Source organism: Nocardioides sp. (assembly GCF_036503465.1).
Lineage (GTDB): Bacteria > Actinomycetota > Actinomycetes > Propionibacteriales > Nocardioidaceae > Nocardioides.
Genome location: NZ_DASXWU010000014.1, coordinates 16,174 through 41,719, shown reverse-complemented (window position 1 = coordinate 41,719; position 25,546 = coordinate 16,174). Strand labels below are relative to the sequence as shown.

The following is a 25,546-nucleotide window of genomic DNA, read 5'->3' as shown; positions in this document are numbered from 1 at the left end:
CTCACTCGGTCAGCCAGGCGCGGATCTCCTCGGAGTGCTGACCCAGCGTCGGCGGCGCCACGTGTGTCTCGCGTCCGCCCGAGTACGGGTTGTCGTCGAAGCGCACGGGCGAGCCCGACAGCTTCAACGGCCCGTACGCCGGGTGGTCGACCTCGAGCACCAGCCCCTGCGAGCGCACCTGCTCCCAGGCGTACACGTCGTCCATCGACCGCACCTTCCCCGCCGGGACCCCCGCCTCCAGCAGCAGGTCGAGCCAGTGCTCGGCCGGCTCGGTCGCGAAGTGCGCCTCGAGCGCCTCGATCAGCTCCTCGCGGTGGGCGACCCGGTCGCGGTTCGTGGCGAACCGCTCCTCGTCGGGGTCCAGTCCCACGACCGCCGCGAACCTCCGCCACAACCCCTCCGACCCCACCGCCACCTGCACCGGCGCCGACCCGGTCGCGAACATTCCGTACGGCGCGATCGCCGGGTGGTGGGCACCGGAGACGCCGGGCACGCGGCCACCTTGGAGCCACGCCGTCCCCTGGAACGCGTGCACCCCCACCACACCCGCCAACAGGGACGTCCGGACGACCCGGCCGACGCCGGTGCGGTGACGCTCGTGCAGCGCCGCCACCACGCCGTACGCGAGGTTCATCCCGGCCAGGAGGTCTGCGATCGGGACGCCGACCTTGGTCGGCTGGTCGATGCCGGTCACCGACATCAGCCCGCCCTCGCCCTGCGCGATCTGGTCGTAGCCCGCACGACGTGCCTCCGGCCCGTCGTGGCCGAAGCCGGTGATCGAGCCGATCACGAGTCGCGGGTTGAGCTCGTGCAGGCGCGCGACCGGGAAGCCGAGCCGGTCGAGCGTGCCGGTCCGGAAGTTCTCCAGCAGTACGTCGGCACGGCGTACCAGCGCGGCCAGCACCTCGGCGTCCGCGGGGTCCTTGAGGGCGAGGACGATCGACTCCTTGTTCCGGTTGGCCGACATGAAGTACGTCGAGTCGCGCATCTCGGTGGTCGAGCCTGTCGAGACCGTCTCGCCGGCCCACGGCGGTCCCCAGGCGCGGGTGTCGTCGCCTGTCTCGCTCTCGACCTTGATCACGCGCGCGCCCAGGTCGCCGAGCATCATCGCCGCCTGCGGTCCGGCCAGCGCGCGGGTCAGGTCGACCACGAGGATGTCGGAGAGGGGACCGTTGTCATCCATGCGCGCCAACCTAGACGGAATCGTCGGCGGCGGATGATTGGCTGGGTCCATGCCGGAGCACACGACGTACCGCCTCGTGCCGGCTGTCGTCGACGCCCAGCTGGTCGGCAAGCCGATCGACCTCGACGCCGACCAGCGTCGCGTCGTCGACCACGAGTCCGGGCCACTGCTCGTCCTCGCCGGTCCCGGCACCGGCAAGACCACCACCCTGGTCGAGGCGATCGCAGACCGCATCGAGCACCGCGGCGTCCACCCCGACTCCGTGCTCGGCCTGACCTTCTCGCGCAAGGCCGCCGAGCACCTCCGCGACCGCGTGGCCGCGCGCGTCGGGCGCACGATGTCGGGGTCGACCTGCTCGACGTTCCACTCGTTCGCCTACGGCCTGATCCGGCAGTGGACGCCGCGCGAGCTGTACGACGAGCCGCTGCGCCTCCTCAGCGCACCGGAGCAGGACGTCGTGCTCCAGCAGATCCTGACCCGTGAGGCGGAGTCGATCGTCTGGCCCGAGGCGATCACCGGTGCGATCGGCACCCGGGGCTTCGCCACCGAGGTCGCACAGGTGCTCGCCCGCGCCCAGGAGAAGGGTCTCGGCTGGGAGGCCTTGCGCGAGCTCGGACTGCGCGAGAGCCTCCCCGAGTACGTCGCGGCCGCGGCCTTCATGGAGCAGTACGACGTGGTCTCCGGCCACCAGAACTTCCTCGACTACGCCAGCCTGATCGCCACCGCCGTCCGGATTCTCCAGGACCCCGACCAGCCGGTGCGCGACGAGCTGCGGCGCCGCTACACACACGTCTTCGTCGACGAGTACCAGGACACCGACCCCGCCCAGGTCGCCCTCCTGAGGGCGATCGCGGGCGACCACGTGACCGGTCCGGGCGCTCCGGCCCGCGAGCTGGTCGTCGTCGGCGACCCCCACCAGTCGATCTACGGCTTCCGCGGCGCCGAGGTGCGGGGGATCCTCGAGTTCCCGCAGTCCTTCCGGCGTCCCGACGGGGGTCCGGCCGAGGCGGTGGTGCTCGGCACGACGCGGCGCTTCGGCTCCCACATCCTGCGCCCCGCACAGCGGGTGGCGGCCCGGCTGCCGGTGCCCGCCGGCATACCGCGCCAGGCGCTGGAGCGGTTCCTCGGGCCGACCTCGGAGGCGGACGACGACGGGCGTGTCGAGCTGCTCACCTTCGACACCGACCGGGCCGAGGCCGAGCACCTCGCCGACCTGCTCCGCCGCGCCCACCTCGAGGACGGTCTGGCCTGGTCGGAGATGGCCGTGCTGGTCCGGTCGGGCCGCACGACGATCCCCGGGCTCCGCAGGGCGCTGCTCGCCGCCGGTGTGCCGGTCGAGGTCGCCTCCGACGACACGCTCCTGGTCCGCGAGCCGGCGGTCGCGCCCCTCCTCGACGCCCTCGCCATCGCGGTCGACGCCGACGTCGCAGACCCTGACGATCCGGCGTACGTCGACCCTGCCCGTGCCGCCGACCTGCTCGCCTCGCCCCTGGCCGACATGGACGCCTCCGACGTACGCACCCTGGCCCGCGGCCTGCGCGCCCGCGAACGTCGGGAGGCCGGGGCCGAGGGCCGCACGCCGCGTTCGTCGCCCGACCTGCTCCGCGAGGCGCTTCTCGACCCCGGCGTGCTCGCCGACCGGAGGGACCCGACTGACGCCGAACGCCGCGCCCTGGCCCTCGCCCGCCTGCTCCGCAACGTTCGCCACGAGCTCGCCGACGGAGCCACCGTCGAGCAGGCGCTCTGGGTGCTCTGGGACGGCACGCCCTGGCCCGAGCGGCTCCGCGCTGTGACCCGGCGCGGGGGGGTGGCGGCCCGGATGGCCCATCGCGACCTCGACGCGGTGGTCGCGCTCTTCGACGCGGCCGCCCGCGCCGAGGACCAGCAGGAGCACACGTCGGCCGAGACGTTCCTGCGCACGTTGCGCGCCCAGCAGATCCCGGCCGACACCCTGGCCGAACAGGGCGTGCGCGACGACGCCGTACGCCTGCTCACGGCCCACCGGGCCAAGGGCCTGGAGTGGCCACTGGTCGTCGTCGCCCACGTGCAGGAGGACGCCTGGCCCGACCTGCGGCGCCGCGCGACGCTGCTGCGCGCCGACCGGATCGGCGTCGGCGGCACGCTCGCCCCGCCGACCACGACCCGCGAGCTGCTCGCCGACGAGCGACGCCTCTTCTACGTCGCCTGCACCCGCGCGCGGCGACGGCTGGTCGTCACGGCGGTCGCCTCGACCGACGACGAGGGGGAGCAGCCGTCGCGGTTCCTGACCGAGCTGTACCCCGATGACGACGGTCACCGGATCACCCACGTCGCGGGGCGCCCGCGCCGGCCACTCTCCCTGGCCGGCCTGGTGGCCGAGCTCCGGCGCACCGCCGCCGACGCGAACAACCCCGAGCCGCTCCGCGACGCCGCCGCGGCCCGGCTGGCGAGGCTGACCCGGGAGCACCGCGCCGGTGCGGTCCGGGTGCCCGGCGCAGACCCCGCGACCTGGTGGGGCACCCGTGCCTGGAGCGCGGGCGACCGCCCGCTCCGGCCTGCCGACGAGCCGGTGGTGGTCTCGGCCAGCGCACTGACCAGCCTGACCCTGTGCCCGGCGCAGTGGTTCCTCAACCGTGAGGCCGGCGCTGAGCGGGCGACCACCCAGGCCCAGGGCTTCGGCAACGTCGTCCATGCCCTGGCCGATCGGATCGGTCGCGGCGACGAACCGGTCACCGGCCGCACGCGCAGCGAGGTGGTCGACGCGCTGATGGCGCACGTCGACGACGTGTGGGGCCAGATCCCCTTCCGGACGCCGTGGTCCAGTGGGCGCGAGCGCGAGGAGGTCCGGCACGCGCTCGACCGCTTCCTGGTCAAGCACGAGGCAGCAGCCCGGGCGCTGATCGCCACCGAGGTGCCGCTGCGAGCCGAGGTCGACCTGCCCGACGGCCAGCGCGTGCTGCTGCACGGCTACGCCGACCGGCTCGAGCTGGACGCCCAGGGCCGGATCGTCGTCGTCGACCTGAAGACCGGCAAGGGGAAGCCGACCCAGGCCGAGATCGACGAGCACCCCCAGCTCGGGCTCTACCAGCTGGCCGTCGAGCACGGCGCGGTCGAGGGTCACGGGGAGCCCGGTGGTGCAGAGCTCTGGCAGCTCCGTCAGGAGGTCGGGGGCGCGATGCGTGTCCAGGAGCAGGACCTTCAGCAGCCCGGCGCCGACGGCCTGCGGATCATCGACCGGCAGCTGATGGAGGCTGCCCGTCGGTTGCGCGCCGAGGAGTTCCCGGCCCGGCCCGGCACGCACTGCGACTACTGCGCCTTCGAGCGGTTCTGTCCCGCACGCACCGCCGGGACGGTTCTCTCATGAGCTCACCCCACGACGTTCTCGGTCTCCCCCGCCCCGTTCCTCCGCCCGACAACGCCGCGGGGACCCCGAGATGAGCCGGGAGATCCGCACCCCGGCCGACCTGCGCGCGGTGATGCGCACCGACTACGAGGTCAGCCCCCAGCAGTGGGCCGCGATCAGCGCCCCACTCGACCCGGCCGTCGTGATCGCGGGAGCCGGATCCGGCAAGACCTCCGTGATGGCCGCGCGCGTGGTGTACCTCGTCGTCACCGGCCAGGTGTCGCCCGACCAGGTGCTCGGCCTGACCTTCACGACCAAGGCCGCGGGCGAGCTCCGCGGCCGCATCCGCGACGCACTCGAGTCGGCCGGGTTCGCCCGGGGTGTCGTCGGCGAGGAGGGCGAGGAGGAGGTGCTCGAGCCGATGGTGGCGACGTACAACGCCTACGCCGCCTCGCTGCTCACCGAGCACGGACTCCGGATCGGCCACGAGCCCGACACGCGGGTCATCGCCGACGCCGCCCGCTACCAGCTCGCCGGCCGGGTGATCGACCGGCACAGCCGGCCGGTGGAGGCGCTCTCGGACAGTCCGCCCCACGTCATCCAGTGGCTGCTCGCCCTGGACGGCGCGATGGCCGAGCACCTCGTCGACGTCGTGGACGTGCGCGGCTTCGACGCGCGCGAGGCGGCGCTGTTCGCCGCCGAGCTGACCGGCAGCGACGAGGACAAGGTCGCCGAGGCGTTCGCCCGGCGCGAGGAGCTGCTCGACCTGGTCGAGCACTACCGGCGACAGAAGCGCGACCTCGGGTTGATGGACTTCTCCGACCAGATCGCGCTGGCCGCACGCCTGGCCGCCGAGCACCCGATGGTCGGAGCTCTGGAGCGCGAGAAGTACCGCATCGTCCTGCTCGACGAGTACCAGGACACCTCGGTCGCGCAGGCGCTGATGCTGTCGCGGCTGTTCTCCGGGCCCGACGCCGGATCCGGCCGGGGGCACGCCGTCACCGCGGTCGGCGACCCCAACCAGGCGATCTACGGCTGGCGCGGCGCCTCGGTCTCGAACATCCTGCGCTTCGGCGAGGACTTCCCGAGCGCGAACGGCTCGGCCGACGTCCCGACGTACCCCCTGACGGTCAACCGGCGCTCCGACACCCGCATCCTCGACCTCGCCAACCGGTTGGCCCAGCCCTTGCTCGACGGTTTCGCCTCCGTGCAGCCGCTCGACCCCGGCTGCGACGATGCGGGCGAGGTGCAGGTCGCCGTCCACGAGACGTACGCCGAGGAGCTGGCCTGGCTGGCCGAGCGGGTGCGCGACGCCCACGACGCCGCCCCCGACCGCGGCTGGCGCGAGATCGGGGTGCTGGTCCGCGACAACGCCCATGCCGCCGACGTCTTCGACGCCCTCACCTCGCGGGAGATCCCGGTCGAGATCGTCGGCCTCAAGGGCCTGCTCCGGTTGCCCGAGGTGGCCGAGGTGCTGGCGACGCTCACGCTGGTGCACGACCTGAGCGCCAACAGCGAGCTGCTGGCCCTGCTGACCGGTCCGCGCTGGGCGGTCGGCCCGCGTGACCTGGCGCTGCTCGGCCGCCGCGCGCGCGAGCTCGCGGACGCGCAGTCCGGCCGGGGCACATCCGGCACGATCGAGGAGGAGCTGGCCCACGCCGTGGCCGGAGCCGACCCGACCGAGGTCGTCTCGCTGACCGACGCACTCGACGACCCGGGCGACCTGCCCTACTCGGAGGCGGGTCGCGAGCGTTTCGCCCTGCTGTCGGCGGAGCTGCGGTCGCTCCGGGCGCACGCCTCGGAGTCGCTGCTCGAGCTCGTGCGGCGGATCATCGACACCTGCGGCATCGACGTCGAACTCGCATCGTCGGTCAGCGACGCCGCCCGCGCCCGGCGTGAGAACCTCGACCTGTTCGTGAAGGCGGTGGCCGAGTTCCAGGCGGTCGACGGCGCGGTGACCCTGCCCGCCCTTCTTGCGTGGCTCGACGCCGAGCTGGACGGCGAGGGCCTCGACGTCGCCACGCCGACGCCGGCCGACTCGGTGAAGCTGCTGACGGTCCACCGCGCCAAGGGGCTCGAGTGGGACTCGGTGTTCGTAGTCGGCGCCTGTGAGAGCCGGTTCCCCCACACCACGAGCCGGGGCATCTGGCCGACCCGTCAGGAGTTCCTGCCGACTCCCTTACGCGGCGACGAGCGAGACCTGCCGGCTCTGCCCGGTCACGACGCCGCGGCGATGAAGACCTTCCGTGAGCGCACCAAGCAGCACGAGGCGACCGAGGAGCTCCGGCTCGGGTACGTCGCGTTCACCCGGGCCCGGCACGCGCTGGTGGTGTCGTCGTACCTCTGGAAGGACGACCGGAAGACCCCGCTCGGCCCGTCGCCGTACCAGATGATGGTCCGCGACCTGCTGGGCGAGTGGGGCGAGGAGCCGCTCGCCTGGCGCGACAAGCCGGCGAGAGGCACGCCCAATCCGTTGTCCGCGACGGTCCGCGAGACGGCGTGGCCGGTCACCGAGCAGACCGCCGAGGCGCTGCGACGGCTCGACGCCGCCGAGCGCGTGCTGGCACACCTGGAGACCGACGGCGCCGAGGCGCCGGAGCCCGACCTCGTGCATGCCGCCGTGGTGGCCGACTGGGACGAGACACTCGAGCGGCTCCTGGCCGAGGCCCGGCGCGAGCAGGCACCGGTGGTCGACGTCCCTCTCCCGGCCAGTCTGTCCGCCACCGCGCTGGCGCGGCTGCGTGACGACCCCGACAGCTTCGCGGCCGAGCTGGCGAGACCCATGCCGCGCCGGCCCGCGCCGTCGGCCCGGCTCGGCACCCGGTTCCACGAGTGGGTGGAGTCGCGGCTCGGGCAGCCCGACCTGATCGACCCGGATGAGCTGCCCGGCCGCGCCGACGCCGAGCTGGACGACCGGATCGACGACTATGCCGACCTGCGTGCGCTGATGGAAGCGTTCGAGCAGGGACCCTTCGGCCACCGCCGGCCGTATCGGACCGAGGCGCCGTTCGCCCTGGTGCTCGCCGGCCAGGTCGTCCGCGGGCGGATCGACGCGGTCTACCGCGAGGACGACGGCTCCTGGCTCGTGGTCGACTGGAAGACCTCCCGCACCGAGACCGCCGACCCGCTCCAGCTGGCGATCTACCGTGTCGCCTGGGCCGACCTCGCCGGCGTCTCGCTCGAGCGGGTTCGGGCGGCGTTCCACTACGTCCGTAGCGGGCACCTCGTCGAGCCGCCCGACCTGCCCGACCGGTCCGCCCTGGAGCAGCTGGTCAGCCTCCGCCCCGTGGTGTGAGGCGCACCGGAGGGATCCCCGGCGAGCCGGCAGCGCGAGCCGGCCTGGGGCCCGCCAGCCCGAACGGCCACGCCGGGCCCGTCGGATCAGGCTCCCAGCGCAGCCGTCAGCGCGATCTCGACCATCTCCCCGAACGTCTTCTCCCGCTCGGAGGCGCTCGTCTGCTCGCCGGTGACGATGTGGTCCGACACAGTACAGATCGCCAGCGCCCTCCGGCCGTGCTTGGCCGCGAGCGTGTAGAGCGCGCTGGCCTCCATCTCGACGGCGAGCACGCCGTAGTCGACCATCCGCCTCGTGAGCTCCGGCCGGGAGGCGTAGAACGAGTCGCTGGAGAACAGCAGCCCGACGTGTGCGTCGGTGCCGCGTGCCTCGGCCGCCTCGACGGCGCCCCGGAGCAGACCGAAGTCGGCGACGGGGGCGTAGTCGTGCCCCTCGAACGTGATCCGGTTCATCGAGGAGTCCGTGCAGGCGCCGGAGGCGATCACCACGTCGCGGATCGCGAGCATCTCGGTGAGCGCACCGCACGAGCCGACCCGCACCACCGTCTGCACGTCGTACGACGTGAACAGCTCGTGGACGTAGATCGCGAGCGAGGGCTGCCCCATGCCGGAGCCCTGGACCGAGACCCGCTGCCCGCGCCAGGTGCCGGTGAAGCCGTACATGCCGCGCACCTCGGTGTAGCAGTGCGCGTCGTCGAGGAACGTCTCGGCGATCCAGGTCGCCCGTAGCGGGTCTCCCGGCATCAGCACGACCGGGGCGATGTCTCCTGCGGCGGCTCCGATGTGAGTGCTCAGGACGGGTTCTCCTCGTTCCGTCCGCGGGCGACCATCGCCAGCGAGTACAGCGGGCGGTCCTGGGTCTCGACGTACACCCGCCCCAGGTAGCTGCCGATCACGCCCATCATCAGCAGCTGGATGCCGCCGAGCAGGAACATCCCGACCGTGATGAACGCCCAGCCGGGCACGGTTCTCTCGGGCATGAAGATCCGCACCCAGACCACCCAGAGCGCGCCGATCACGCTGAGCAGCGAGATCAGCAGACCCATCCGCGAGATCAGCCGGAGCGGGAACGTCGAGAAGCCGAGGATCCCGTCGGCGGCGAGCTTCAGCATCGTGCGCAAGGGGTACGACGACGAGCCGGCGTGGCGCGGATCGCGGTCGAACGGCACCGCCTCCTGCCGGAAGCCGACGTGTGCCACGATCCCGCGCAGGAAGCGGTCGTGCTCGCGGTAGCGGATCACCTCCGCGACGACGCTGCGGTCCATCAGCCGGAAGTCGCCGACGTTGCGTGGGATGTCCACCGAGGCGAGCCGGGTGAGCAGCCAGTAGAACCCGAAGGCCGTCCCACGCTTGAACGGCGAGTCGCGCCGGGTCCGGCGCTGGGCGTAGGCGACGTCGGCGCCGGACTCCCAGGTCTCGATCAGCCGCAGGCTGACCTCGGGTGGGTCCTGGAGGTCGGTGTCCATGATGATCACGGCGTCGCGTCCGGCGGCCGCGTCCAGTCCGGCCGTGACCGCGATCTGGTGCCCGAAGTTGCGGGCCAGCGAGATGACGGTGACCCGCTCGTCGGCGGCTCGCAGGTCCAGGAGCAGGTCGAGCGAGCCGTCGCGGCTGCCGTCGTCGACGTAGACGAACTCGAAGTCGAGATCGGGGCGCTTGTTCGTCGCGGTCACCAGCGCGTCGTGGAAGGCGTGCAGACCGTCGGCCTCGTCGTGCACCGGCAACACGTAGGCCAGCAGGCGGCGGGCGGCGGTCATCGGTCCGGTCTCCAAGTGTGCTCGGGGGCCCGACGATACTGCCCGACCCTGGCAAGCGGACCAGGATCATCCTTCCGGCGGACTCCGAGGAGGCCGGGCGCAGCGCACCATGGGCGAGCATCCGGGTCACACCGGGTGCGGTTCGTTGACAGCTCCACCGAGAGGACTCACACATGAGACATCGCCTGATCGCCGCGGGGGCCTCCCTGGGGCTTGCCCTGATGAGCACACAGCTCGTCGCATCGACCGCCGACGCGGCGCAACCCGTGGCCCGCGCTGCTGCACCGATCATCAAGGCGAAGGTGACCGACAAAGCGATCAAGCTCAGCACGAGCTCGATCCGCGCAGGGCTGGTCACCTTCAAGGCCGTCGACAAGAAGACCAAGGGGTCCGCGGTCCTCCAGGTGTTCCACCTCCATCCCGGCTACACCCTGCAGGACCTCAGCGCCGACTTCGGCCCGGCGTTCTCGGGTGACACCGCCGCGATCGCCCGTCTCGATGACAACGTCGACTGGCTCGCGGGGGCGGAGGCACGGGCGAACAAGCCGGGCTGGTTCCAGGAGAAGCTGACCAAGGGCAGCTACGTGTTCATCGACCAGAACCAGCAGGCTCCGATCTTCTCCGTGCTGACGGTGAAGGGCAAGGTGGTTCCACGCCAGCGGGTCGCGACCCAGGGGACGATCTCGACCTTCAGCTACGGCTTCCGCACCGACGGCACCATCCGGGCGAACGGATGGGTCATGACGAGGAACCGCGCCGACCAGCCGCACTTCATCGTCCTCCAGCACGTGAAGGCGGGCACCACCCGGCACCAGGTGGTCAAGTTCTTCAAGACGGGCGGCCAGGGCAGGCCGACGTGGGCGCTCCGGGGGAGCACCAGTCTCGGCGTGATCTCGCCGAACAGGAGGGCAGCCTGGCACCTCGACCTGCCGTCGGGCCGGTACGCGCTGTTCTGCTTCTGGCCGGACCGGTTCTCGGGGATGCCGCACGTGGCCATGGGCATGATCGACATGGTCAACCTGCACTGACGGCCGAGCACTGATACAGACGACCGGGCCGGGGCAACCCCGGCCCGGTCGCTCGCGTCGTGGCTGCGGTACGGACCTACTAGCCTCGGCCGGGTGAACTTCCCGCACCTGGAGCTGGCGGCCGATCCCCACGACAGGGTCGGCGAGCACCGGGCCGACGAGGCCTGGCTGGACGAGGCGTGGGCGGCTCCGGAGACCCGGGTGCTGGTGGTCGCGGGCAGCCGGGTGAGGCCGGTCGACGGGTCCGTCCCGTGGATCGCGAGCGAGGAGATCCCCGAGTCCGCCGGCGCGGGCACGCGGGTCCTGCTGGGCGAGCGGGACGGCCGGGTGTGGTTCGCCCACGTCGTCGACTCGTCGTACGCCGAGGGGGAGGGGTGGGTGGGCATCCGCGACCTGCTGCCACACCTGGCCGGAGCCGGGGTCGAGCAGGCGCCGCTCGTCTTCCACGCGATCGGGCTCGCGGAGTGGCTGTTCGCCACGCGGTTCTGCCCGCGCTGCGGTGGACCGTTGGAGCCGCGGCTCGCCGGGCACGAGCTGGAGTGCGCCGAGTGTCATCGCCGTCAGTTCCCGCGCACCGACCCCGCAGTGATCATGGCGATCACGCACGGTGAGCCGGGATCGCCTGACGAGGAGCTGCTCCTCGGCCGACAGGACGTCTGGGCAACCGGCCGCTACTCGACCCTCGCGGGGTTCCTCGAGCCGGGGGAGACGCTGGAGGACGCCGTACGCCGCGAGGTCGCCGAGGAGACGGGGATCGTCGTGGGCGAGGTGACCTACTTCGGCAACCAGCCCTGGCCCCTGCCGTCGAGCCTGATGCTCGGCTTCCGCGGTCGTGCGGAGTCGCGCGACATCCACGTGGACGGGGTCGAGATGCAGGACGCCCGGTGGTTCACCCGCGCCGCGATGCGCGAGGAGACGGCAGCGGGGACGCTCGTGCTCCCGGGAGGCGTCTCGATCAGCCGGTCGCTGGTCGAGGACTGGTACGGCGGCCCGTTGCCCGGCTCGTGGTGACGAGCCGGCGATCAGGAGGCGAGCGCCGCCAGCTTCTCCTTGACCTGCATCACCGACGGGTTGGTCTGCGCGGAACCGTCCGGGTACACCAGCGTGGGGACGGTCTGGTTGCCGTTGTTCACGCTCTCGACGAACGCCGCCGCCTCGGGGTGCTGCTCGATGTCGACGACGTCGTAGGCGATGCCCTCGCGGTCCATCTGGCCCTTCAGGCGGTGGCAGTAGCCACACCACGGGGTGGAGTACATCGTCACCGAACTGGCCACCGCGGCGGTCATCTCAGGGCTGTCCCTTCTCGCGTCTAGTGTGATGTCATCTTCAACCATTCTCCTGCAGGAGTTGTTCCCCGCGTGACCGACAGCCCCCACCCGCCCCGTGACCTGCTGGGCGCGCTCGACCCGGAGCAGCGCGAGGTCGCAGAGGCGCTGCGCGGGCCGGTGCGGGTGCTGGCCGGCGCCGGCACCGGCAAGACGCGGGCGATCACCCACCGCATCGCGCACGGCGTCGCGCAGGGCATCTACGTCCCGACCGAGGTGCTCGCGGTCGCCTTCACGACCCGCGCGGCCGGCGAGATGCGCGGCCGGCTGCACCGGCTCGGCGCGCCGGGCGTGCAGGCGCGCACGTTCCACAGTGCCGCGCTGCGGCAGCTGCGGTGGTTCTGGCCGACGACGTACGGTGGTGAGCTGCCGACCCTGACCGAGTCGAAGATCCCGCTGGTCGTCGGCGCGGCCCGGCGGCTGAGAGTGCAGACTGACCAGGCGTTGCTGCGCGACCTGGCCTCCGAGATCGAGTGGGCCAAGGTCAGCAACGTCGGCCCCGACGACTACGCCCGGGTAGCCGGCGGGCGCGGGCGCGCGGTGGCGGGGCTCGACCACGAGACCGTGGGCCGGCTCTTCGCGGGCTACGAGGAGGTCAAGCGGTCCCAGGCACGCATGGACATGGAGGACGTCCTGCTGCTCACCGCCGGCATGCTGGCCGAGGAGGAGCGGGTCGCCGCGATGGTGCGGGCGCAGTACAAGTGGTTCGTGGTCGACGAGTTCCAGGACGTCAGCCCGCTCCAGTCGGCGCTGCTCGACTTGTGGCTCGGCGGCCGCGACGAGATCTGTGTCGTGGGCGATCCGGCCCAGACGATCTACTCCTTCGCCGGCGCCGACGCGTCGTACCTCCGCGCCTTCCCGCGCAAGTTCCCCGGTACGACGTCGGTCGAGCTCTCGCGCAACTACCGCTCCTCGCCCGAGGTGGTCGACGCCGCCAACGCCGTCCTCGCCGGCACCGGGTGGACGCCGGTGCGGCTCCGGGCCCAGCGCGCCGCGGGGCCACCGGTGCGCTACACGCCGGCGCCCGACGAGGTGGCCGAGGCCGATGCCGTCGCCGACGCCGTCGGCGCGCTGATGCGCGACGGCGTGCCCGCGTCCGAGATCGCGGTGCTGTTCCGCATCAACGCCCAGTCCGAGGCGTTCGAGGAGGCGCTGGCCTCGCGCGGCCTGCCCTACGTCGTGCGCGGCGCCGCGCGGTTCTTCGAGCGGCCGGAGGTGCGCCAGGCGGTGACGCTGCTGCGTGCCGCCGTGCGCACCGACGAGCGGACCGATGAGGGCGGCTCGTCGCTGCCCGACCTGATGCGGGCCACCTTGGCCGGCATGGGCTGGGCCGCCGAGGCGCCCACGACCCGCGGTCAGACCCGCGACCGGTGGGAGTCGCTCCAGGCGCTGATGACGATGGCCCAGGAGGCGGACGAGACCTCGCCTTCGGACTTCACGGCGTCGGACTTCCTGGCGGACCTCGACCGGCGCGCCGCCGAGCAGCACGCCCCGGCGGCGGGTGGAGTCACCCTCGCGACCCTGCACGCGGCGAAGGGGCTCGAGTGGGACGCGGTGTTCCTCGCCGGGATGCACGACGGCGCGATGCCGCTGACCCACGCCACCACCGACGCCGAGATCGAGGAGGAGCGTCGCCTCCTCTACGTCGGGATGACCCGGGCCCGCGAGCACCTCGTGCTGTCCTGGGCCGCCGCCCGGACGCCCGGAGGCCGCGGCAACCGGCAGCCGTCACGGTTTCTCGACGCGCTGCTGCCGGCGTCGGCGCGGGCGGCGAGCGCCAAGCCCAAGGGGCGCCGGGCCGCTCACTGCCGCGAGTGCGGACGTCCGCTGTCCAGCGCGGCGGAGAAGAAGCGGGGCCGCTGCGCCGACTGCCCCGCGTCGTACGACGAGGAGCTGTTCGAGCGACTACGCGCCTGGCGCAAGGCGCGCGCCGACGAGGAGAGCGTGCCGGCGTTCGTGGTGTTCACCGACGCGACCCTGCAGCTGATCGCCGAGCAACGCCCCACGTCCTCGGCCGGCCTGCTGCGCATCAGTGGTGTGGGGCCCGCCAAGCTCGAGCGGTACGGCGAGGAGCTGCTCGAGGTCGTCGGCCAGGACCTGGCGGGACTCTCCGGGTAACGACCTGGCAACTTTCTTCGGAAAGAGGCACTAAATGGTTTGCCGCTTACGACGGCACCCCGGTAGCGTTCCTCTCACGACGTAGCCGACTGCGCACTACGACCCGTGGCTGGGTCGGCGCCCGAACACCGAAGGAGGTGGCCCGCATGATCGACATCAACCGCACGATGAAGGCTCAGAAGCCGTCGTTCGGCATGCCCGCGTATGGCCAGACCTCCCTCGAGGCCACGGCCATTTCGGCGTTCGCCGGCGTTCAGGTGTCGACGTGCGCCCGTGTCCGCCACATCGGTGACATGGGTCTCGCGACCGCCGAGGGCGACTTCCCGGGGACCAGTGCCTGGAGACCATCGACCTGTTGACCAGTCAGCAGAGATCGGCAGCCTCCAGGCCGCGGAACCCGTCACATGGGATCCGCGGCCTTCGTCATTTCCACCGAAGACTTCCCACTCAGAAGCGATCAGGTCACACAAGGAGGTGAAAGACATGACCATCACTGTTCTCGACCGCCGGGACGGGACCACCGACGCGCTGCTGCCTGCGACGCTCGGCGAGCTCCACGACACGGCCGAGACGGTGCCCGACGAGCTGCTGCCCTGCCGAGTCAACGACTCGGACCTGTGGTTCGCCGAGTCACCGGCCGACGTCGAGTACGCCAAGGCGCTGTGCCAGGACTGCCCGGTGCGGGACCTCTGCCTCTCCGGAGCACTGGAGCGGCGCGAGCCCTGGGGCGTCTGGGGCGGAGAGCTGTTCCTCCAAGGAGTGGTGATCCCCCGCAAGCGTCCGCGCGGGCGCCCGCGCAAGAACGAGCAGGCCGCCTGATCGGCAGATCGGCGGGCGACCGGCCTCGGACGACGGCCACTGTCTACCCATCCACCACCTGAAAGCACTTCCTTGATCACTCACCAGAACGGAAACAAGATCATGATGAATCAACTTCTTCACGAAGACCTCGCGCGCGCACAGATGGCCGCGCGCCTGGGAGAGGCGCAACAGCTGCGTCGTGGCCGCCAGCAGGCGGCGGCCCGGCGGTTGAGCCGCAAGGCCGAGCAGGCCGCGCGGCAGGCGCGTCTGGCCCTGGCCCGCGCCATCTGAGGGGCACCGCCTCGACCTGATCGCGAGTGTTCCGAAGGCCCGGTACGACCACGTCGTACCGGGCCTTCGCACGCCCGGGCCGGGCTAGCCTTGCTCAGGTGAAGACCTGCGACTTCTGTGGGAAGCAGGCCGACGACGCCGAGGCGATGACCTGGGTGACGTCGGTGGAGAACGGTCGCCGGAAGACCTACTGCGACACGTGCTCGCGCGAGCACCTCCGCGCGATCGAGAGCAAGCTCGACGCGGAGTGGTGGTGAGGCTCAACCCCACGCGCAGCCGCAGTGCGGATGGCGCAGCCAGTCGCGCCGGCTGACCTCGAGGTCCGCGGTCACCGTCAGCGTGGCCGACCGGAGACCGGGTGTCCCGCCGTCGAGCCGGCGTACGACGTCCCGGACCGCCCATGCGGCCCCGATCTGCACGAGGCACGGGTCGGGGTCGGTCGCCGGTGCGGCCGGAAGCTCGTCGAGCTGGTGGAGCACGGTGGCGCGACGCGGGTCGCGGTCGCCGAGGTGGGCGTCGACGCAGCGGAGGCACGCGCTGCGCCCGGGCTCCACGAACGGCCCGATCCTGACCGAGCCGGGCAGGATCGCGAGCCACAGGTGGCAGAGGTCGTCGCGGACCATCGCGTCCGAGAGGGAGCGGTGCGGCTCGCCGACGGTCGCGACCAGCCGGGTGGGGGAGTCCACGGACCGTGACAGTCCCGCCGCGGCGCAGGCCCGGACCACGTGCGCCTCGACCGCGGCGTCGACGGTCAGCGTCACCGGCGGCCGGGAGCGGGCCGCCTCCCGCCGGCGGCTGCTGGCGGCGGCGTCGATCACCCAGCCCTCGGTGACCAGGTCGTCGACCAGGTCGCGCAGCGCGTCGGGGGGCGGACGGTCGAGATGGGTGAGTGCCTCGAGGAGTCCGGGTCGGTCGGCCAGGACGAGCCGGTCGGGCGGATCCAGCCCGACCTGGAGGTGCCGGTCGTCCCGGCGTACGACGCGGAGCCCGTCGCGGAGCACGGGTCGGTTGAGGTCCGCCCAGGTCTCCGGTCGTGACGCTCGTGGTGGTCGTGCCTGTCGTGTCATCGACCGACGGTGTCACAGGGTCGGCCGACTCGACGGCGCCTCTCCACAGGACCCGGACATGCGGAAGGCGCCACCCCGGGGTGGCGCCCTCCGATGAGGTCTGTGCGGGGTCTCAGGCCTTGCCGAGGATCCGGTTGAGGTTCGTGCCGCACACGGGGCACACGGCCTTGGCCATGCGGGTGCCCTTGTCGTTGACGCGCACCTCGCCACTCGCCTCGCGCTTGGCCTTGCACTTGACGCAGTAGAACTCGCCGCTCCAGGTCTCCGCCATGACGGCCTCCTTGCTTGTTCTCTTCTTCGGTCGTCGCGACGGGGGATCAGGGGAAGCCCGCCGGGACCGGGCCACACGTGGCTCTCGGTCGTTCCGACCCTACGGCACGCGGGGGCACGCGTGCATTCGGCGCACCGGTGAGCGTGGAAGACGTCTATTTCACGCTCAGGCCACGCTCAGCCCGGATCCGGGCCGCGACCCGGGTCCAGGGGGGTCTCAACGCTGACCAGGGGCGGCGGCGACCGGGGTTCGCCGGGCGTTGAGACCCTCCCTGTGGGGGAACCGTGGGTGGCCCGAGAGATGGCGAGACGGGGACCCGGGGACCGAACGCCGTCTGCCTTCCCCTTGCGAACGCCGTCCGGAATCCCGGGACCCCGTCTGCGGAGCACGCTAGGAGCGCGCGCCGGACCGGGTCAACGCGTCCGGGCGGGTTCGACCCTTCGGCTGTGGACAAGCCTGTGGACAAGGTCGGCCGAGCCTGTGGAGAACCGGGCGAACGCGGGGGACCGGCTGGGGAGGCGCTGTGGACCCCCGTCGACCGGGCCGCCGGTCGTGCTGGCTGACCAGCGAGAATGTCGTGCACCGGGTGTGGACGGAAATTCCCACGCCTGGGGACAAGGGGCTCAGGATCAGCGAAGGGAGCCGGATTGAGCGCGGGTGGGAAGACGGCGTACGACGGCCCCTACGAGGACGGGCCGGTGGCGGCTCTGCGCCGCGTGGCGTTCCTGATGGAGCGGGGCCGCGAGGAGACGCGGCGGGTGCGGGCGTTCCGCAACGCTGCGGCCACGATCCTGCCGTTGCCCGCCGACGAGGTCGCCCGGCGCGTCGATGCCGGCACCCTGACCGAGCTGGCCGGGATCGGTCCGAGCACCGCCGCGGTGATCGAGTCCGCCGTACGCGGGCAGCGGCCGGAGCGGCTGGCCAGGCTCGAGGCGGAGCACGCAGGGCCGCTCGCGCCGGGCGGACGGGAGCTGCGCGCCGCGCTCCGCGGCGACCTGCACTCGCACTCCGACTGGTCCGACGGCGGTTCGCCGATCGAGGAGATGGCGTTCACGGCGATCGAGGTGGGTCACGAGTACCTGGTGCTGACAGACCACTCGCCGCGGCTCACCGTCGCCAACGGTCTGAGCGTCGCCCGGCTGACCAAGCAGCTCGGGGTCGTCGACGCGGTCGACGAGCACCTGGCCGGCTCCGGGTTCACGCTGCTGAAGGGCATCGAGGTCGACATCCTCGACGACGGCAGCTTGGACCAGGCCGACGAGCTGCTGGCCAGGCTGGACGTCCGCGTGGCCAGCGTCCACTCCAAGCTGAAGATGGACCCCGACCTGATGACCCGGAGGATGGTCGCCGCGATCCGCAACCCGAGGACCAACGTCCTCGGCCACTGCACCGGGCGGCTGATCACCGGCAACCGCGGCGTCCGGCCGGGCAGCACGTTCGACGCGAGGGCCGTCTTCGGGGCCTGCGCCGAGCACGACGTCGCCGTCGAGATCAACTCCCGCCCGGAGCGCCGCGACCCGCCGACGAAGCTGCTGGAGCTCGCCCGCGACCTCGGCTGCCTGTTCTCGATCGACTCCGACAGCCACGCCCCCGGGCAGCTGGACTTCCTCGACTACGGCTGCGAGCGCGCCGAGGCGGCGGGCATCGACCCCGATCGGATCGTCAACACCTGGCCCCGCGACCGCCTTCTCGCCTGGGCCAGGAAGCGATAGTACGGATCGCCACGCTCCCCTGGCCCGGCGTGTCGCGTGCGGCGTGATCCGTACTATCCGCCACGGCCTGCCTACGCCGTGGTGTCGGCGGGGGCCGTTACCGTTTTCGCCATGACAACCACGCCCGGAACGAGCCGCCCGGACGTGGAGGTACGCCGGTCGAAGCGGCGCCGCCGCACCGTCTCGGCGTACCGCGAGGGCGATCGCATCGTGGTGCTCATCCCGGCCAGCCTGAGCCGTCGCCAGGAGGCGGAATGGGTGGAGACCATGGTCGCGCGGGTGGAGAAGGCGGAGGCGCGGCGGCGCCCCAGCAACGACGACCTGATGGAGCGCGCCCGCACGCTCAGCCGCACCTGGCTCGAGGGTCGCGCGGTGCCCGCGACTGTGCGCTGGGTCGACAACCAGCGCAGCCGCTGGGGTTCCTGCACACCGCTTGACCGGTCGATCCGGCTGTCGCAACGGCTCCAGGAGATGCCCGCCTGGGTGGTCGACTACGTGCTCGTGCACGAGCTGGCCCACCTGATCGAGGCCGGCCACAACGACCGTTTCTGGGCGTGGGTCACGCGCTATCCCGACTGTGAGCGGGCCAAGGCCTGGCTCGACGGCTACTCAGCCGGGGCCAGGCTCGAGAGCTCGGCTGTCCCCGCGGTCTGACGTTCGGCGCTCACTCCTGGCGAGGCGTGTCGTCCGCGCCGCCGGAGTCGTCGAGGCCGCTGTCGAGCAGGTGTCGCAGCTGGGCGTCGAAGTCGTCGGCGCTGAGCTCGTCGGGAGCCTCGGAGCCCTCGCGGAACCCCAGGGGGTCGTCCAGGTCGGCGTCGGTGGGCAGCAGGTGGGGACTCATCCAGACGCCGTCGCGGGCCTCGACGCCCTGGCGGGTGCGCAGCGAGCCCCACAGGGTCGAGGCGTCGCGCAGCCTGCGCGGCCGCAGCTCGAGCCCGACCAGCGAGGCGAAGGTCTCTTCGGCCGGCCCGCCCGCCGCGCGGCGACGGCGTACCGCCTCCTGGAGCTTGCCGGCGTTCGGCATCCGCTCCGCCGTGGCCTGGCTGACGACTTCGTCGACCCAGCCCTCGACGAGGGCGAGCGCGATCTCGAGCCGCTTCACGGCGGCGTCCTGCTGCGGCGAGCTCGGGATGTCGAACAGCCCGCCCTCCATCAGCTCCTGCATGTTCTGCAGGTTGCTCGGGTCGACGCCGCGCAGGCGCTCCTCCATGGTCTGCTGGATGCGGTCGGTGTTGATCTCGATGCCCTGGGCGTAGTCGGTGACCGCGCCGATGACGTGGTCGCGCAGCCACGGCACGCCGGCGAACAGCCGCTGGTGGGCCGCCTCGCGCAGCGCGAGGTAGAGTAGGACGTCGCTCTCCGGTACGTCGAGACCCTCGGCGAACCGGGCGACGTTGGCCGGGACCAGCGCCGCCTTGCCCGGAGCGCCCAGCGGTACGCCGATGTCGGAGGCCGACACGACCTCGCCGGCCATCGCGCCGAGACCTGATCCCACCTGGGTCGCGAGCATGGCGCCGACCGCCTTGCCGAGCATGGCCAGGATCGGGCCACCCATGCTGGCCGCCTCGGCGGGCAGCGCGTTGCCGAGGGCGCCGACGGACGAGGCCGCGATCGGCTCGACCAGCACCTTCCACACGTCGGTCGTGCCGACGACCCACTCGGCCCGGCTCCATGCCGCGGTCGAGGTGACGCCGGAGGGGAAGTTCGTGGTCTCGTCGAGCCAGTGGTCGGCCAGCCGGACCGCATCCGCGATCTCGTCGCGCTGCTTCTGCGACGGGGTCGGGTCGGTCTGCTGCGCGACGGTCTTGCGGGCGGTGTCGACGGCCAGGTCCCAGTTCAGGGGGCCGTCGTAGGGCTGCATCATCGACTGGATCTGGCTGAACAGCTGGCCGAGGTCCGGTGCACCGCCGGCGAAGAACTGCTCGAACGGCGTACCCCGGAACGGGTTCTGGTCGTCGGGCGGCGGTTGCTCGGTCATGGTGCCAACGGTACGCGGTCGGCGGTTAGGGTTTCTCTCGTGGCGACCTCCCCTTCCAGCGCCCCTACCGGGCCGGATCCGAGCGCATCCGCCGACCGCGTGCGGCTCGTCGACCTGCGCGAGACGGCGCTGGATGTGGCCGAGGTGGTCGCGGCGCTGGACGATGCGACGTCCGGTGGTCTCACCCTCTTCGTCGGGCGCGTCCGCGACCACGACCACGGGCGCGACGTGCGCGGTCTGGAGTACTCCGCCCACCCCACCGCCCTCGACGCGCTGCGCCGCGTCTGCACCGACGTCGCCGAGCGGTACGACGTCAACGCGGTCGCCGCGGTCCACCGGGTCGGACGGCTCGCGATCGGCGACATCGCGGTGGTCGTCGCGACCACCTCGGCGCATCGGGGCACGGCGTTCGACGCCTCGCGGGACCTGATCGACACCCTCAAGGCCGAGGTGCCGATCTGGAAGCACCAGAGCTTCGCCGACGGCACCGAGGAGTGGGTCGGCACGCCCTGACCGCCCTCGGGCGCGCCTCGCGGGCGGCCGCGCACGCGATCCTTACCCTGGGCGGGTGGAGATCCTGTGGTGGCTGGCGCCGCCGGCCGTGGCGACGGTGCTGGCGATGCTCTGGGTCTCGTGGCTGGGCCGCGAGGGGCGGGGAGAGGTCGACCGCGAGGTCGCCGTACGCCGGCTCGATGCGGCGATGTCCAGGCCCACCCGCGTCGTGCCTCGCGCCGTACCGCCGCGGACGTCGCGATCGGGCGAGCGCAGCACCGGCGTGGCGGTCCGGCCGTCCAGCCGCGCGGCCGCTCGCCGATCGGCCCGCGACGCCGCCACCCGTCACGCGTCCTGACTTCCGCCGGGTGAGAGGCTTGCCCGCATGACGCAGCGCACCTGGGCCGCTCTGCTGGCCGTGCCGCTGTTCATCGCGCTCGGGCTGTTCACCGCGGTCAACCCGCTGCCGTTCGTCACCTACGCACCCGGTCTGACCCTGAACGTGCTCGGGGACAGCAACGGGAAGCCGATCATCGACGTGCGGGGCCATCGCACCTACCCCGACGACGGCCAGCTGCGGATGACCACCGTCTCGGTCACCCAGCGGGACGCCAAGCTCGACCTCTTCACGTTGATGCGCACGTGGTTCTCCCGCGACGAGGCGGTCTATCCCTACCAGATCCAGTACGGCGACAGCGGCAGCCAGCAGCAGGACGTCCAGGAGGGGCAGGTCGAGATGATCAGCTCCCAGGACGCCGCGATCGCGGCCGCGATGCGCGAGCTCGGGTACCACCCGAAGCCGGTGCTGGAGGTCCTCGCGGTCACCCCCCACATGCCTGCGGACGGCAAGCTCCGCACCCGCGACGTCGTACGCCGCTTCGACGGGACGCGCGTGACGGCTGCGACCCAGCTGGTCAAGCTGATCGCGAAGGTGCCCGCCGGCCGGGCCGTGCCGATGACCGTCGACCGCAAGGGGAAGCCGGTCACGGTGCGGATCGCGCCCACGGAGCAGGACGGCCACAAGCTGATCGGGATCCGGCTCGGGCTCGGCTACACGTTCCCGTTCGACGTGAAGGTGAACATCGACCAGGACATCGGCGGCCCGAGTGCGGGCCTGATGTTCTCGCTCTCCATCTACGACACGCTCACCCCCGGGTCGCTGACCTCCGGCGGCAGGGTCGCCGGCACCGGCACCATCGACGGGCAGGGACGCGTGGGGGAGATCGGCGGAATCCAGCAGAAGATCGTCGGGGCCCGTCGGGACGGGGCGCAGCTGTTCCTGGTGCCGCCGGCGAACTGCCCCGACGCGCTGACCAGCGACCACGGGTCGATGCGGCTGGCGAAGGCGCCGACCCTCGAGAAGGCGATCGCCGAGGTCACCGCCTGGGGCAAGAACCACGACGCCAAGCTGCCGCAGTGCACCGCATCCGACAGGCCGGCCGCATGAGCCCGGACGTGCAAGCGGACGAGGGCCTGGCGACAGCCGTGCTCGAGATCGAGCGGCACGCCGCGGAGGCAGGCTGGGACCAGCCGGCCCGCCTGTTCGCGCTGGTCGAGACCGCGCAGCTGGCCGAGCGCGAGCCGCAGCTGGCCGACACCCTCGGCGAGACCTCGTTGACCCCGATCGAGCAGGAGGGGCTGGCCGCCGGGCGGCCTCTGGAGGACCAGCTCACCGCGATCACCTGGCCCGAGACCGTGCACGGCTGTGCCGCCCTGGTCGAGCGCGTCGTGCTGCCGCCGGACGTCGAGGCCGAGCTGCCCGAGGAGCCGGCACGCGCCGCGTCGTACGCCGCGGAGCACCCCGACCGGCAGGAGGTGCGGATCGTCGCCGCCGCGACGCGCACCGGCGCGTCGTACTGCGCGATGCGGCTGCGCGCCCACGACGACGACACCTCGGTGCTGACCGGACCCGACCTGGTCCCGGGGCTGCTCGACCTGGTCCGGGCCACCCTCGACGAGCCGGGCGCGCTCGCCTCCGGCGAGGACGGCCCCGATGAGTGAGGGCACCGAGGAGGACTTCGACGACTTCCCGCCGCGCCGGTCGCGCCGGGCGCGGATCCTGCTCTTCTCGATCCTCGGCGTGATCGTCGCGTTCTTCCTGGTCACCCTCTTCGCCTCGCTCTACACCGACCGGCTCTGGTACTCCTCGGTCGGCTACTCCGGGGTCTACGACACGATGCTGTGGACCCGGGTCGGGCTGTTCTTCGGCTTCGGCCTGCTGATGGCGATCAGCGTCGCGGTGAACATGGTGATCGCCTACCGCGCGCGGCCGTTCCACCGACCCGACTCGCCGGAGCAGACCGGGCTCGACCGCTACCGCGACGCGGTGGCGCCCATCCGGGTGGTGCTGCTGGTGTCGGTCGCCTCGGTGATCGGGCTCTTCGGCGGCGTTGCCGCCAACGGGAAGTGGCGCACGTTCCTGCTCTGGGCCAACCGCGAGCCGTTCCACTCCTCTGACGCCTACTTCCACAAGGACGTCGGCTTCTACGTGTTCACCCTGCCGTGGTTGCATTTCGTGGTCAGCTTCGCGATCGCGGTGCTGGTGCTGTGCGCGGTCACCGCCGTCGTGGTGCACTACCTGTACGGCGGGATCCGGCTGCAGTCCTCGACCTCCGAGCGGATGTCGACGACCGCCACGGTCCAGCTCTCGGTCCTCGGCGGACTGGCGCTGCTGGCCAAGGCCGTCGGCTACTACCTCGACCGGTTCGACCTGGTCACCGGCTCGGGCTCGGTCGTGTCGGGCATGGGCTACACCGACCAGCACACGCTGCTGCCGGCGCGGAACATCCTGGTCGGGGTGGCGGTGATCTGCGCGCTGCTGTTCTTCGTGACGGCGTGGCGGCGGGTCTGGCTGCTGCCAGGGGTCGGCATCTCGCTGCTGGTGGTCACCTCGATCCTGCTCGGGCTGATCTGGCCGGCATTCGTCCAGCACTTCCAGGTCAACCCGAACCGGCCGGACAAGGAGGCGCCGTACATCAGAGAGAACATCGCCGCCACCCGCACGGCGTACGACCTGAACTCGATCAAACTGGTCAAGCAGCGGACCGCGCCGGCGACGGCGGCGACGGTGCAGGAGCTGATCGACCAGACGACGTCGGTGCCGGTGGTCGATCCGTCCCTGATCTCGCAGGCCTTCGCCCAGACGCAGGCGGTGTACGGCTACTACCAGGTGCGCGACCCCCTGGACGTGGACCACTACCCGATCGACGGCGTCGACAGGGCCGTCGTCATCGGGGCGCGCGAGCTCGACCAGAGCGGCATCAACACCAGCGACCAGAACTGGTCGAACCTGCACACCGTCTACACCCACGGCAGCGGCGTGATCGCGGCGTTCGCCAACCAGCGGCCCGCGGACGACGCGGAGGAGAGCGGGCAGGTCCAGTGGGCGCAGGGCCGGGACGCCGGCCAGGACTCGCTGGAGAAGTCCACGGGTCACTTCGAGACCCGCATCTACTTCGGTGAGAACAGCCCGAGCTACTCGATCGTGGGCAAGGCGCCGGGGGCCGCGGACACCGAGATCGACCTGGCGTCGGCCGGCACCCAGAGCCGTACGACGTACGCCGGCGGGGGAGGCGTCGGGGTCGGCGGCTTCTTCCACAAGCTGATGTACGCCATCAAGTTCGGCGACTCGAACTTCCTGCTCTCGTCGCGAGTCGGGCCCGACAGCAAGGTGTTGTACTACCGCGACCCCGCCGAGCGGGTCGAGAAGGTCGCTCCGTGGCTGACCCTCGACGGCGACGTCTACCCCGTGGTGGTCGGCGGCAAGATCCTGTGGGTGGTCGACGGGTACACGACCACCGACCACTACCCGCAGTCCGAGCGCGACTCGTTCTCCGACATGACCAGCGACGTGGTCGGTCGCCCGCCGGGGGTGCGCACCCTGCCGACCGACCAGATCAACTACATGCGCAACGCCGTGAAGGCGACGGTTGACGCCTACACAGGGAAGGTCACCCTCTACGCATGGGACGAGTCCGACCCGATCCTGCAGGCCTGGCGCAGCGCCTTCCCGGGCACCGTGCTCGACCGCGACCAGATCCCCAGCGACCTGCTGCCGCACCTGCGCTACCCCGAGGACCTGTTCAAGGTGCAGCGGTACCAGTACGCGCGGTACCACGTGACGGACGCCAACGAGTTCTTCACCGCGCAGAACCAGTGGCAGGTCTCGCCCGACGCCATCGCCAAGGACGAGAACCAGGCTCCGATCCGGATGTTCGTCCCCGACCCGAGGACCGGCGCGCTGACGTGGTCGCTGACGTCGAGCTACGTGCCGAACAACAAGACCAACCTGGCGGGCTTCGTCTCCGCCGACTCCGACCCGACGTCACCGGACTACGGGACGGTCACCGTCGAGCAGCCGCGCGGCGACCTGAACGGGCCGGCGCAGGCCTACAGCCAGCTGGTCTCCGACCCGCGGATCAGCCGCAAGACCCAGTCGTTCCGGCTCGGCGACGCCACCCCGTCGTACGGGAACGTGGTGTCGATGCCGCTCGCGTCCGGGATGATGTACGTCGTACCGGTGTACGCCGCGCGGCAGCAGACCTCGAGCTCGTCGTACCTCACATTGAGGTACGTGATGGTTTCCTACGGCTCGAAGGCCGGGATCGGCAACACCCTCGTCGACGCCATCAGCGACATGGTCGGCAACACGCCCCCGCCCGCCAACAACGGTGGCGACCACAACGGCGGCCACCACGAGAAGAACGGCACGCACAACGGCGCCAAGAGCGCGATGGCCAGGGCCCATGCCCTGCTCGAGAAGGCCCAGCGCGACTTCGCCGCCGCCGACCGGGCGCTGGCCGACGGCAAGGGTGCCGAGTGGGTCCGGCTCAACCACCAGGCTCGCGCCGAGGTCGCCAAGGCACTGAACCTCCTCAAGTAGGGACTTCTTGTAGAGCGCTCGGGTG

General features: G+C 71.9%; 23 protein-coding genes. 16 read left to right on the top strand and 7 right to left on the bottom strand.

Features of this window, described 5'->3' with window-relative positions:
- Position 1 precedes the first annotated feature (1 nt).
- Entirely contained in the window at positions 2-1,183 is a 1,182-nt protein-coding gene (locus VGK78_RS01735; RefSeq protein ID WP_331525545.1) for a CoA transferase, read from the bottom strand.
- A gap of 49 nt (positions 1,184-1,232) precedes the next feature.
- Here VGK78_RS01735 and VGK78_RS01730 point away from each other — a divergent pair, with 49 nt between their 5' ends.
- Together VGK78_RS01730 and VGK78_RS01725 are read left to right on the top strand one after the other, a co-directional pair.
- A complete protein-coding gene (locus VGK78_RS01730) occupies positions 1,233-4,526 on the top strand; it encodes an ATP-dependent DNA helicase (RefSeq protein ID WP_331525544.1) in 3,294 nt (1,097 codons plus the stop codon).
- A 70-nt stretch (positions 4,527-4,596) separates the two neighbouring features.
- Positions 4,597-7,800 (top strand): ATP-dependent DNA helicase, encoded by a 3,204-nt coding sequence (locus VGK78_RS01725; protein ID WP_331525542.1) that lies wholly within the window; start codon positions 4,597-4,599, stop codon positions 7,798-7,800.
- 86 nt (positions 7,801-7,886) lie between these two features.
- On the opposite strand, the gene deoD is transcribed toward VGK78_RS01725, so the two are convergent.
- Together deoD and VGK78_RS01715 are read right to left on the bottom strand one after the other, a co-directional pair.
- Entirely contained in the window at positions 7,887-8,582 is a 696-nt protein-coding gene (gene deoD / locus VGK78_RS01720) for a purine-nucleoside phosphorylase (RefSeq protein WP_331525565.1), read from the bottom strand.
- A gap of 8 nt (positions 8,583-8,590) precedes the next feature.
- Positions 8,591-9,556, bottom strand: a complete 966-nt coding sequence (locus tag VGK78_RS01715; RefSeq protein WP_331525541.1) for a glycosyltransferase family 2 protein — start codon at positions 9,554-9,556, stop codon at positions 8,591-8,593.
- Between the two features lie 173 nt (positions 9,557-9,729).
- Between VGK78_RS01715 and VGK78_RS01710 the strand changes: the two genes are divergently transcribed.
- Both VGK78_RS01710 and nudC read left to right on the top strand, forming a co-directional pair.
- Positions 9,730-10,584: a hypothetical protein gene (locus VGK78_RS01710; RefSeq protein WP_331525540.1), complete on the top strand. Its 855-nt coding sequence runs from the start codon at positions 9,730-9,732 to the stop codon at positions 10,582-10,584.
- A gap of 93 nt (positions 10,585-10,677) precedes the next feature.
- A complete protein-coding gene (gene nudC / locus VGK78_RS01705) occupies positions 10,678-11,595 on the top strand; it encodes an NAD(+) diphosphatase (RefSeq protein WP_331525539.1) in 918 nt (305 codons plus the stop codon).
- An 11-nt stretch (positions 11,596-11,606) separates the two neighbouring features.
- On the opposite strand, the gene VGK78_RS01700 is transcribed toward nudC, so the two are convergent.
- On the bottom strand, positions 11,607-11,870 hold the full coding sequence (locus VGK78_RS01700; RefSeq protein WP_331525538.1) for a mycoredoxin: 264 nt from the start codon (positions 11,868-11,870) through the stop codon (positions 11,607-11,609).
- 72 nt (positions 11,871-11,942) lie between these two features.
- On the opposite strand from VGK78_RS01700, the gene VGK78_RS01695 reads away from it, so the two are divergent.
- The 5 genes from VGK78_RS01695 (at position 11,943) to VGK78_RS01675 (ending at position 15,376) form a co-directional block, all read left to right on the top strand.
- Complete coding sequence (locus VGK78_RS01695) at positions 11,943-14,027, top strand: UvrD-helicase domain-containing protein (protein ID WP_331525537.1); 2,085 nt, start codon at positions 11,943-11,945, stop codon at positions 14,025-14,027.
- Between the two features lie 137 nt (positions 14,028-14,164).
- A complete protein-coding gene (locus VGK78_RS01690; RefSeq protein WP_331525536.1) occupies positions 14,165-14,386 on the top strand; it encodes a hypothetical protein in 222 nt (73 codons plus the stop codon).
- Between the two features lie 124 nt (positions 14,387-14,510).
- A complete protein-coding gene (locus VGK78_RS01685) occupies positions 14,511-14,846 on the top strand; it encodes a WhiB family transcriptional regulator (RefSeq protein WP_331525535.1) in 336 nt (111 codons plus the stop codon).
- A 72-nt stretch (positions 14,847-14,918) separates the two neighbouring features.
- Positions 14,919-15,119 carry a hypothetical protein gene (locus tag VGK78_RS01680; RefSeq protein ID WP_331525534.1) on the top strand — a complete coding sequence of 67 codons (201 nt, stop codon included), beginning with the start codon at positions 14,919-14,921 and terminating at the stop codon, positions 15,117-15,119.
- A gap of 98 nt (positions 15,120-15,217) precedes the next feature.
- A complete protein-coding gene (locus VGK78_RS01675; RefSeq protein ID WP_331525532.1) occupies positions 15,218-15,376 on the top strand; it encodes a hypothetical protein in 159 nt (52 codons plus the stop codon).
- 3 nt (positions 15,377-15,379) lie between these two features.
- Here VGK78_RS01675 and VGK78_RS01670 read toward each other — a convergent pair whose 3' ends face one another.
- A complete protein-coding gene (locus tag VGK78_RS01670; RefSeq protein ID WP_331525530.1) occupies positions 15,380-16,186 on the bottom strand; it encodes a hypothetical protein in 807 nt (268 codons plus the stop codon).
- Positions 16,187-16,298: 112 nt separating this feature from the next.
- Complete coding sequence (locus VGK78_RS01665) at positions 16,299-16,457, bottom strand: DUF5679 domain-containing protein (RefSeq protein WP_331500056.1); 159 nt, start codon at positions 16,455-16,457, stop codon at positions 16,299-16,301.
- Between the two features lie 647 nt (positions 16,458-17,104).
- On the opposite strand from VGK78_RS01665, the gene VGK78_RS01660 reads away from it, so the two are divergent.
- Both VGK78_RS01660 and VGK78_RS01655 read left to right on the top strand, forming a co-directional pair.
- Complete coding sequence (locus VGK78_RS01660) at positions 17,105-18,169, top strand: PHP domain-containing protein (protein ID WP_331525529.1); 1,065 nt, start codon at positions 17,105-17,107, stop codon at positions 18,167-18,169.
- Between the two features lie 111 nt (positions 18,170-18,280).
- Positions 18,281-18,823 carry a M48 family metallopeptidase gene (locus VGK78_RS01655; protein WP_331525528.1) on the top strand — a complete coding sequence of 181 codons (543 nt, stop codon included), beginning with the start codon at positions 18,281-18,283 and terminating at the stop codon, positions 18,821-18,823.
- A gap of 10 nt (positions 18,824-18,833) precedes the next feature.
- Here the strand turns inward: VGK78_RS01655 and VGK78_RS01650 are convergent, their stop codons facing one another.
- Entirely contained in the window at positions 18,834-20,147 is a 1,314-nt protein-coding gene (locus VGK78_RS01650; protein WP_331525526.1) for a zinc-dependent metalloprotease, read from the bottom strand.
- Between the two features lie 39 nt (positions 20,148-20,186).
- On the opposite strand from VGK78_RS01650, the gene VGK78_RS01645 reads away from it, so the two are divergent.
- Genes VGK78_RS01645 through VGK78_RS01625 form a run of 5 tightly spaced genes read left to right on the top strand, consistent with a single transcriptional unit; the run spans position 20,187 to position 25,521 of the window.
- Positions 20,187-20,660: a molybdenum cofactor biosynthesis protein MoaE gene (locus tag VGK78_RS01645; RefSeq protein WP_331525524.1), complete on the top strand. Its 474-nt coding sequence runs from the start codon at positions 20,187-20,189 to the stop codon at positions 20,658-20,660.
- A gap of 55 nt (positions 20,661-20,715) precedes the next feature.
- Entirely contained in the window at positions 20,716-20,997 is a 282-nt protein-coding gene (locus tag VGK78_RS01640) for a hypothetical protein (protein ID WP_331525521.1), read from the top strand.
- 27 nt (positions 20,998-21,024) lie between these two features.
- On the top strand, positions 21,025-22,086 hold the full coding sequence (locus VGK78_RS01635; protein ID WP_331525519.1) for a YlbL family protein: 1,062 nt from the start codon (positions 21,025-21,027) through the stop codon (positions 22,084-22,086).
- Positions 22,083-22,640: a PPA1309 family protein gene (locus VGK78_RS01630; RefSeq protein ID WP_331525518.1), complete on the top strand. Its 558-nt coding sequence runs from the start codon at positions 22,083-22,085 to the stop codon at positions 22,638-22,640. Before VGK78_RS01635 ends, VGK78_RS01630 begins: the two co-directional genes overlap by 4 nt.
- Complete coding sequence (locus VGK78_RS01625; protein WP_331525517.1) at positions 22,633-25,521, top strand: UPF0182 family protein; 2,889 nt, start codon at positions 22,633-22,635, stop codon at positions 25,519-25,521. Before VGK78_RS01630 ends, VGK78_RS01625 begins: the two co-directional genes overlap by 8 nt.
- The last annotated feature ends 25 nt before the right edge of the window (positions 25,522-25,546 follow it).

Excerpts from the sequence above, each read along its gene's own strand:
- VGK78_RS01735 (WP_331525545.1), bottom strand. The coding sequence starts at position 1,183 with ATGGATGACAACGGTCCCCTCTCCGACATCCTCGTGGTCGACCTGACC.
- VGK78_RS01730 (WP_331525544.1), top strand. The coding sequence starts at position 1,233 with ATGCCGGAGCACACGACGTACCGCCTCGTGCCGGCTGTCGTCGACGCC.
- VGK78_RS01725 (WP_331525542.1), top strand. The coding sequence starts at position 4,597 with ATGAGCCGGGAGATCCGCACCCCGGCCGACCTGCGCGCGGTGATGCGC.
- VGK78_RS01715 (WP_331525541.1), bottom strand. The coding sequence starts at position 9,556 with ATGACCGCCGCCCGCCGCCTGCTGGCCTACGTGTTGCCGGTGCACGAC.
- VGK78_RS01710 (WP_331525540.1), top strand. The coding sequence starts at position 9,730 with ATGAGACATCGCCTGATCGCCGCGGGGGCCTCCCTGGGGCTTGCCCTG.
- VGK78_RS01700 (WP_331525538.1), bottom strand. The coding sequence starts at position 11,870 with ATGACCGCCGCGGTGGCCAGTTCGGTGACGATGTACTCCACCCCGTGG.
- VGK78_RS01685 (WP_331525535.1), top strand. The coding sequence starts at position 14,511 with ATGACCATCACTGTTCTCGACCGCCGGGACGGGACCACCGACGCGCTG.
- VGK78_RS01670 (WP_331525530.1), bottom strand. The coding sequence starts at position 16,186 with ATGACACGACAGGCACGACCACCACGAGCGTCACGACCGGAGACCTGG.
- VGK78_RS01665 (WP_331500056.1), bottom strand. The coding sequence starts at position 16,457 with ATGGCGGAGACCTGGAGCGGCGAGTTCTACTGCGTCAAGTGCAAGGCC.
- VGK78_RS01655 (WP_331525528.1), top strand. The coding sequence starts at position 18,281 with ATGACAACCACGCCCGGAACGAGCCGCCCGGACGTGGAGGTACGCCGG.
- VGK78_RS01650 (WP_331525526.1), bottom strand. The coding sequence starts at position 20,147 with ATGACCGAGCAACCGCCGCCCGACGACCAGAACCCGTTCCGGGGTACG.
- VGK78_RS01635 (WP_331525519.1), top strand. The coding sequence starts at position 21,025 with ATGACGCAGCGCACCTGGGCCGCTCTGCTGGCCGTGCCGCTGTTCATC.
- VGK78_RS01630 (WP_331525518.1), top strand. The coding sequence starts at position 22,083 with ATGAGCCCGGACGTGCAAGCGGACGAGGGCCTGGCGACAGCCGTGCTC.
- VGK78_RS01625 (WP_331525517.1), top strand. The coding sequence starts at position 22,633 with ATGAGTGAGGGCACCGAGGAGGACTTCGACGACTTCCCGCCGCGCCGG.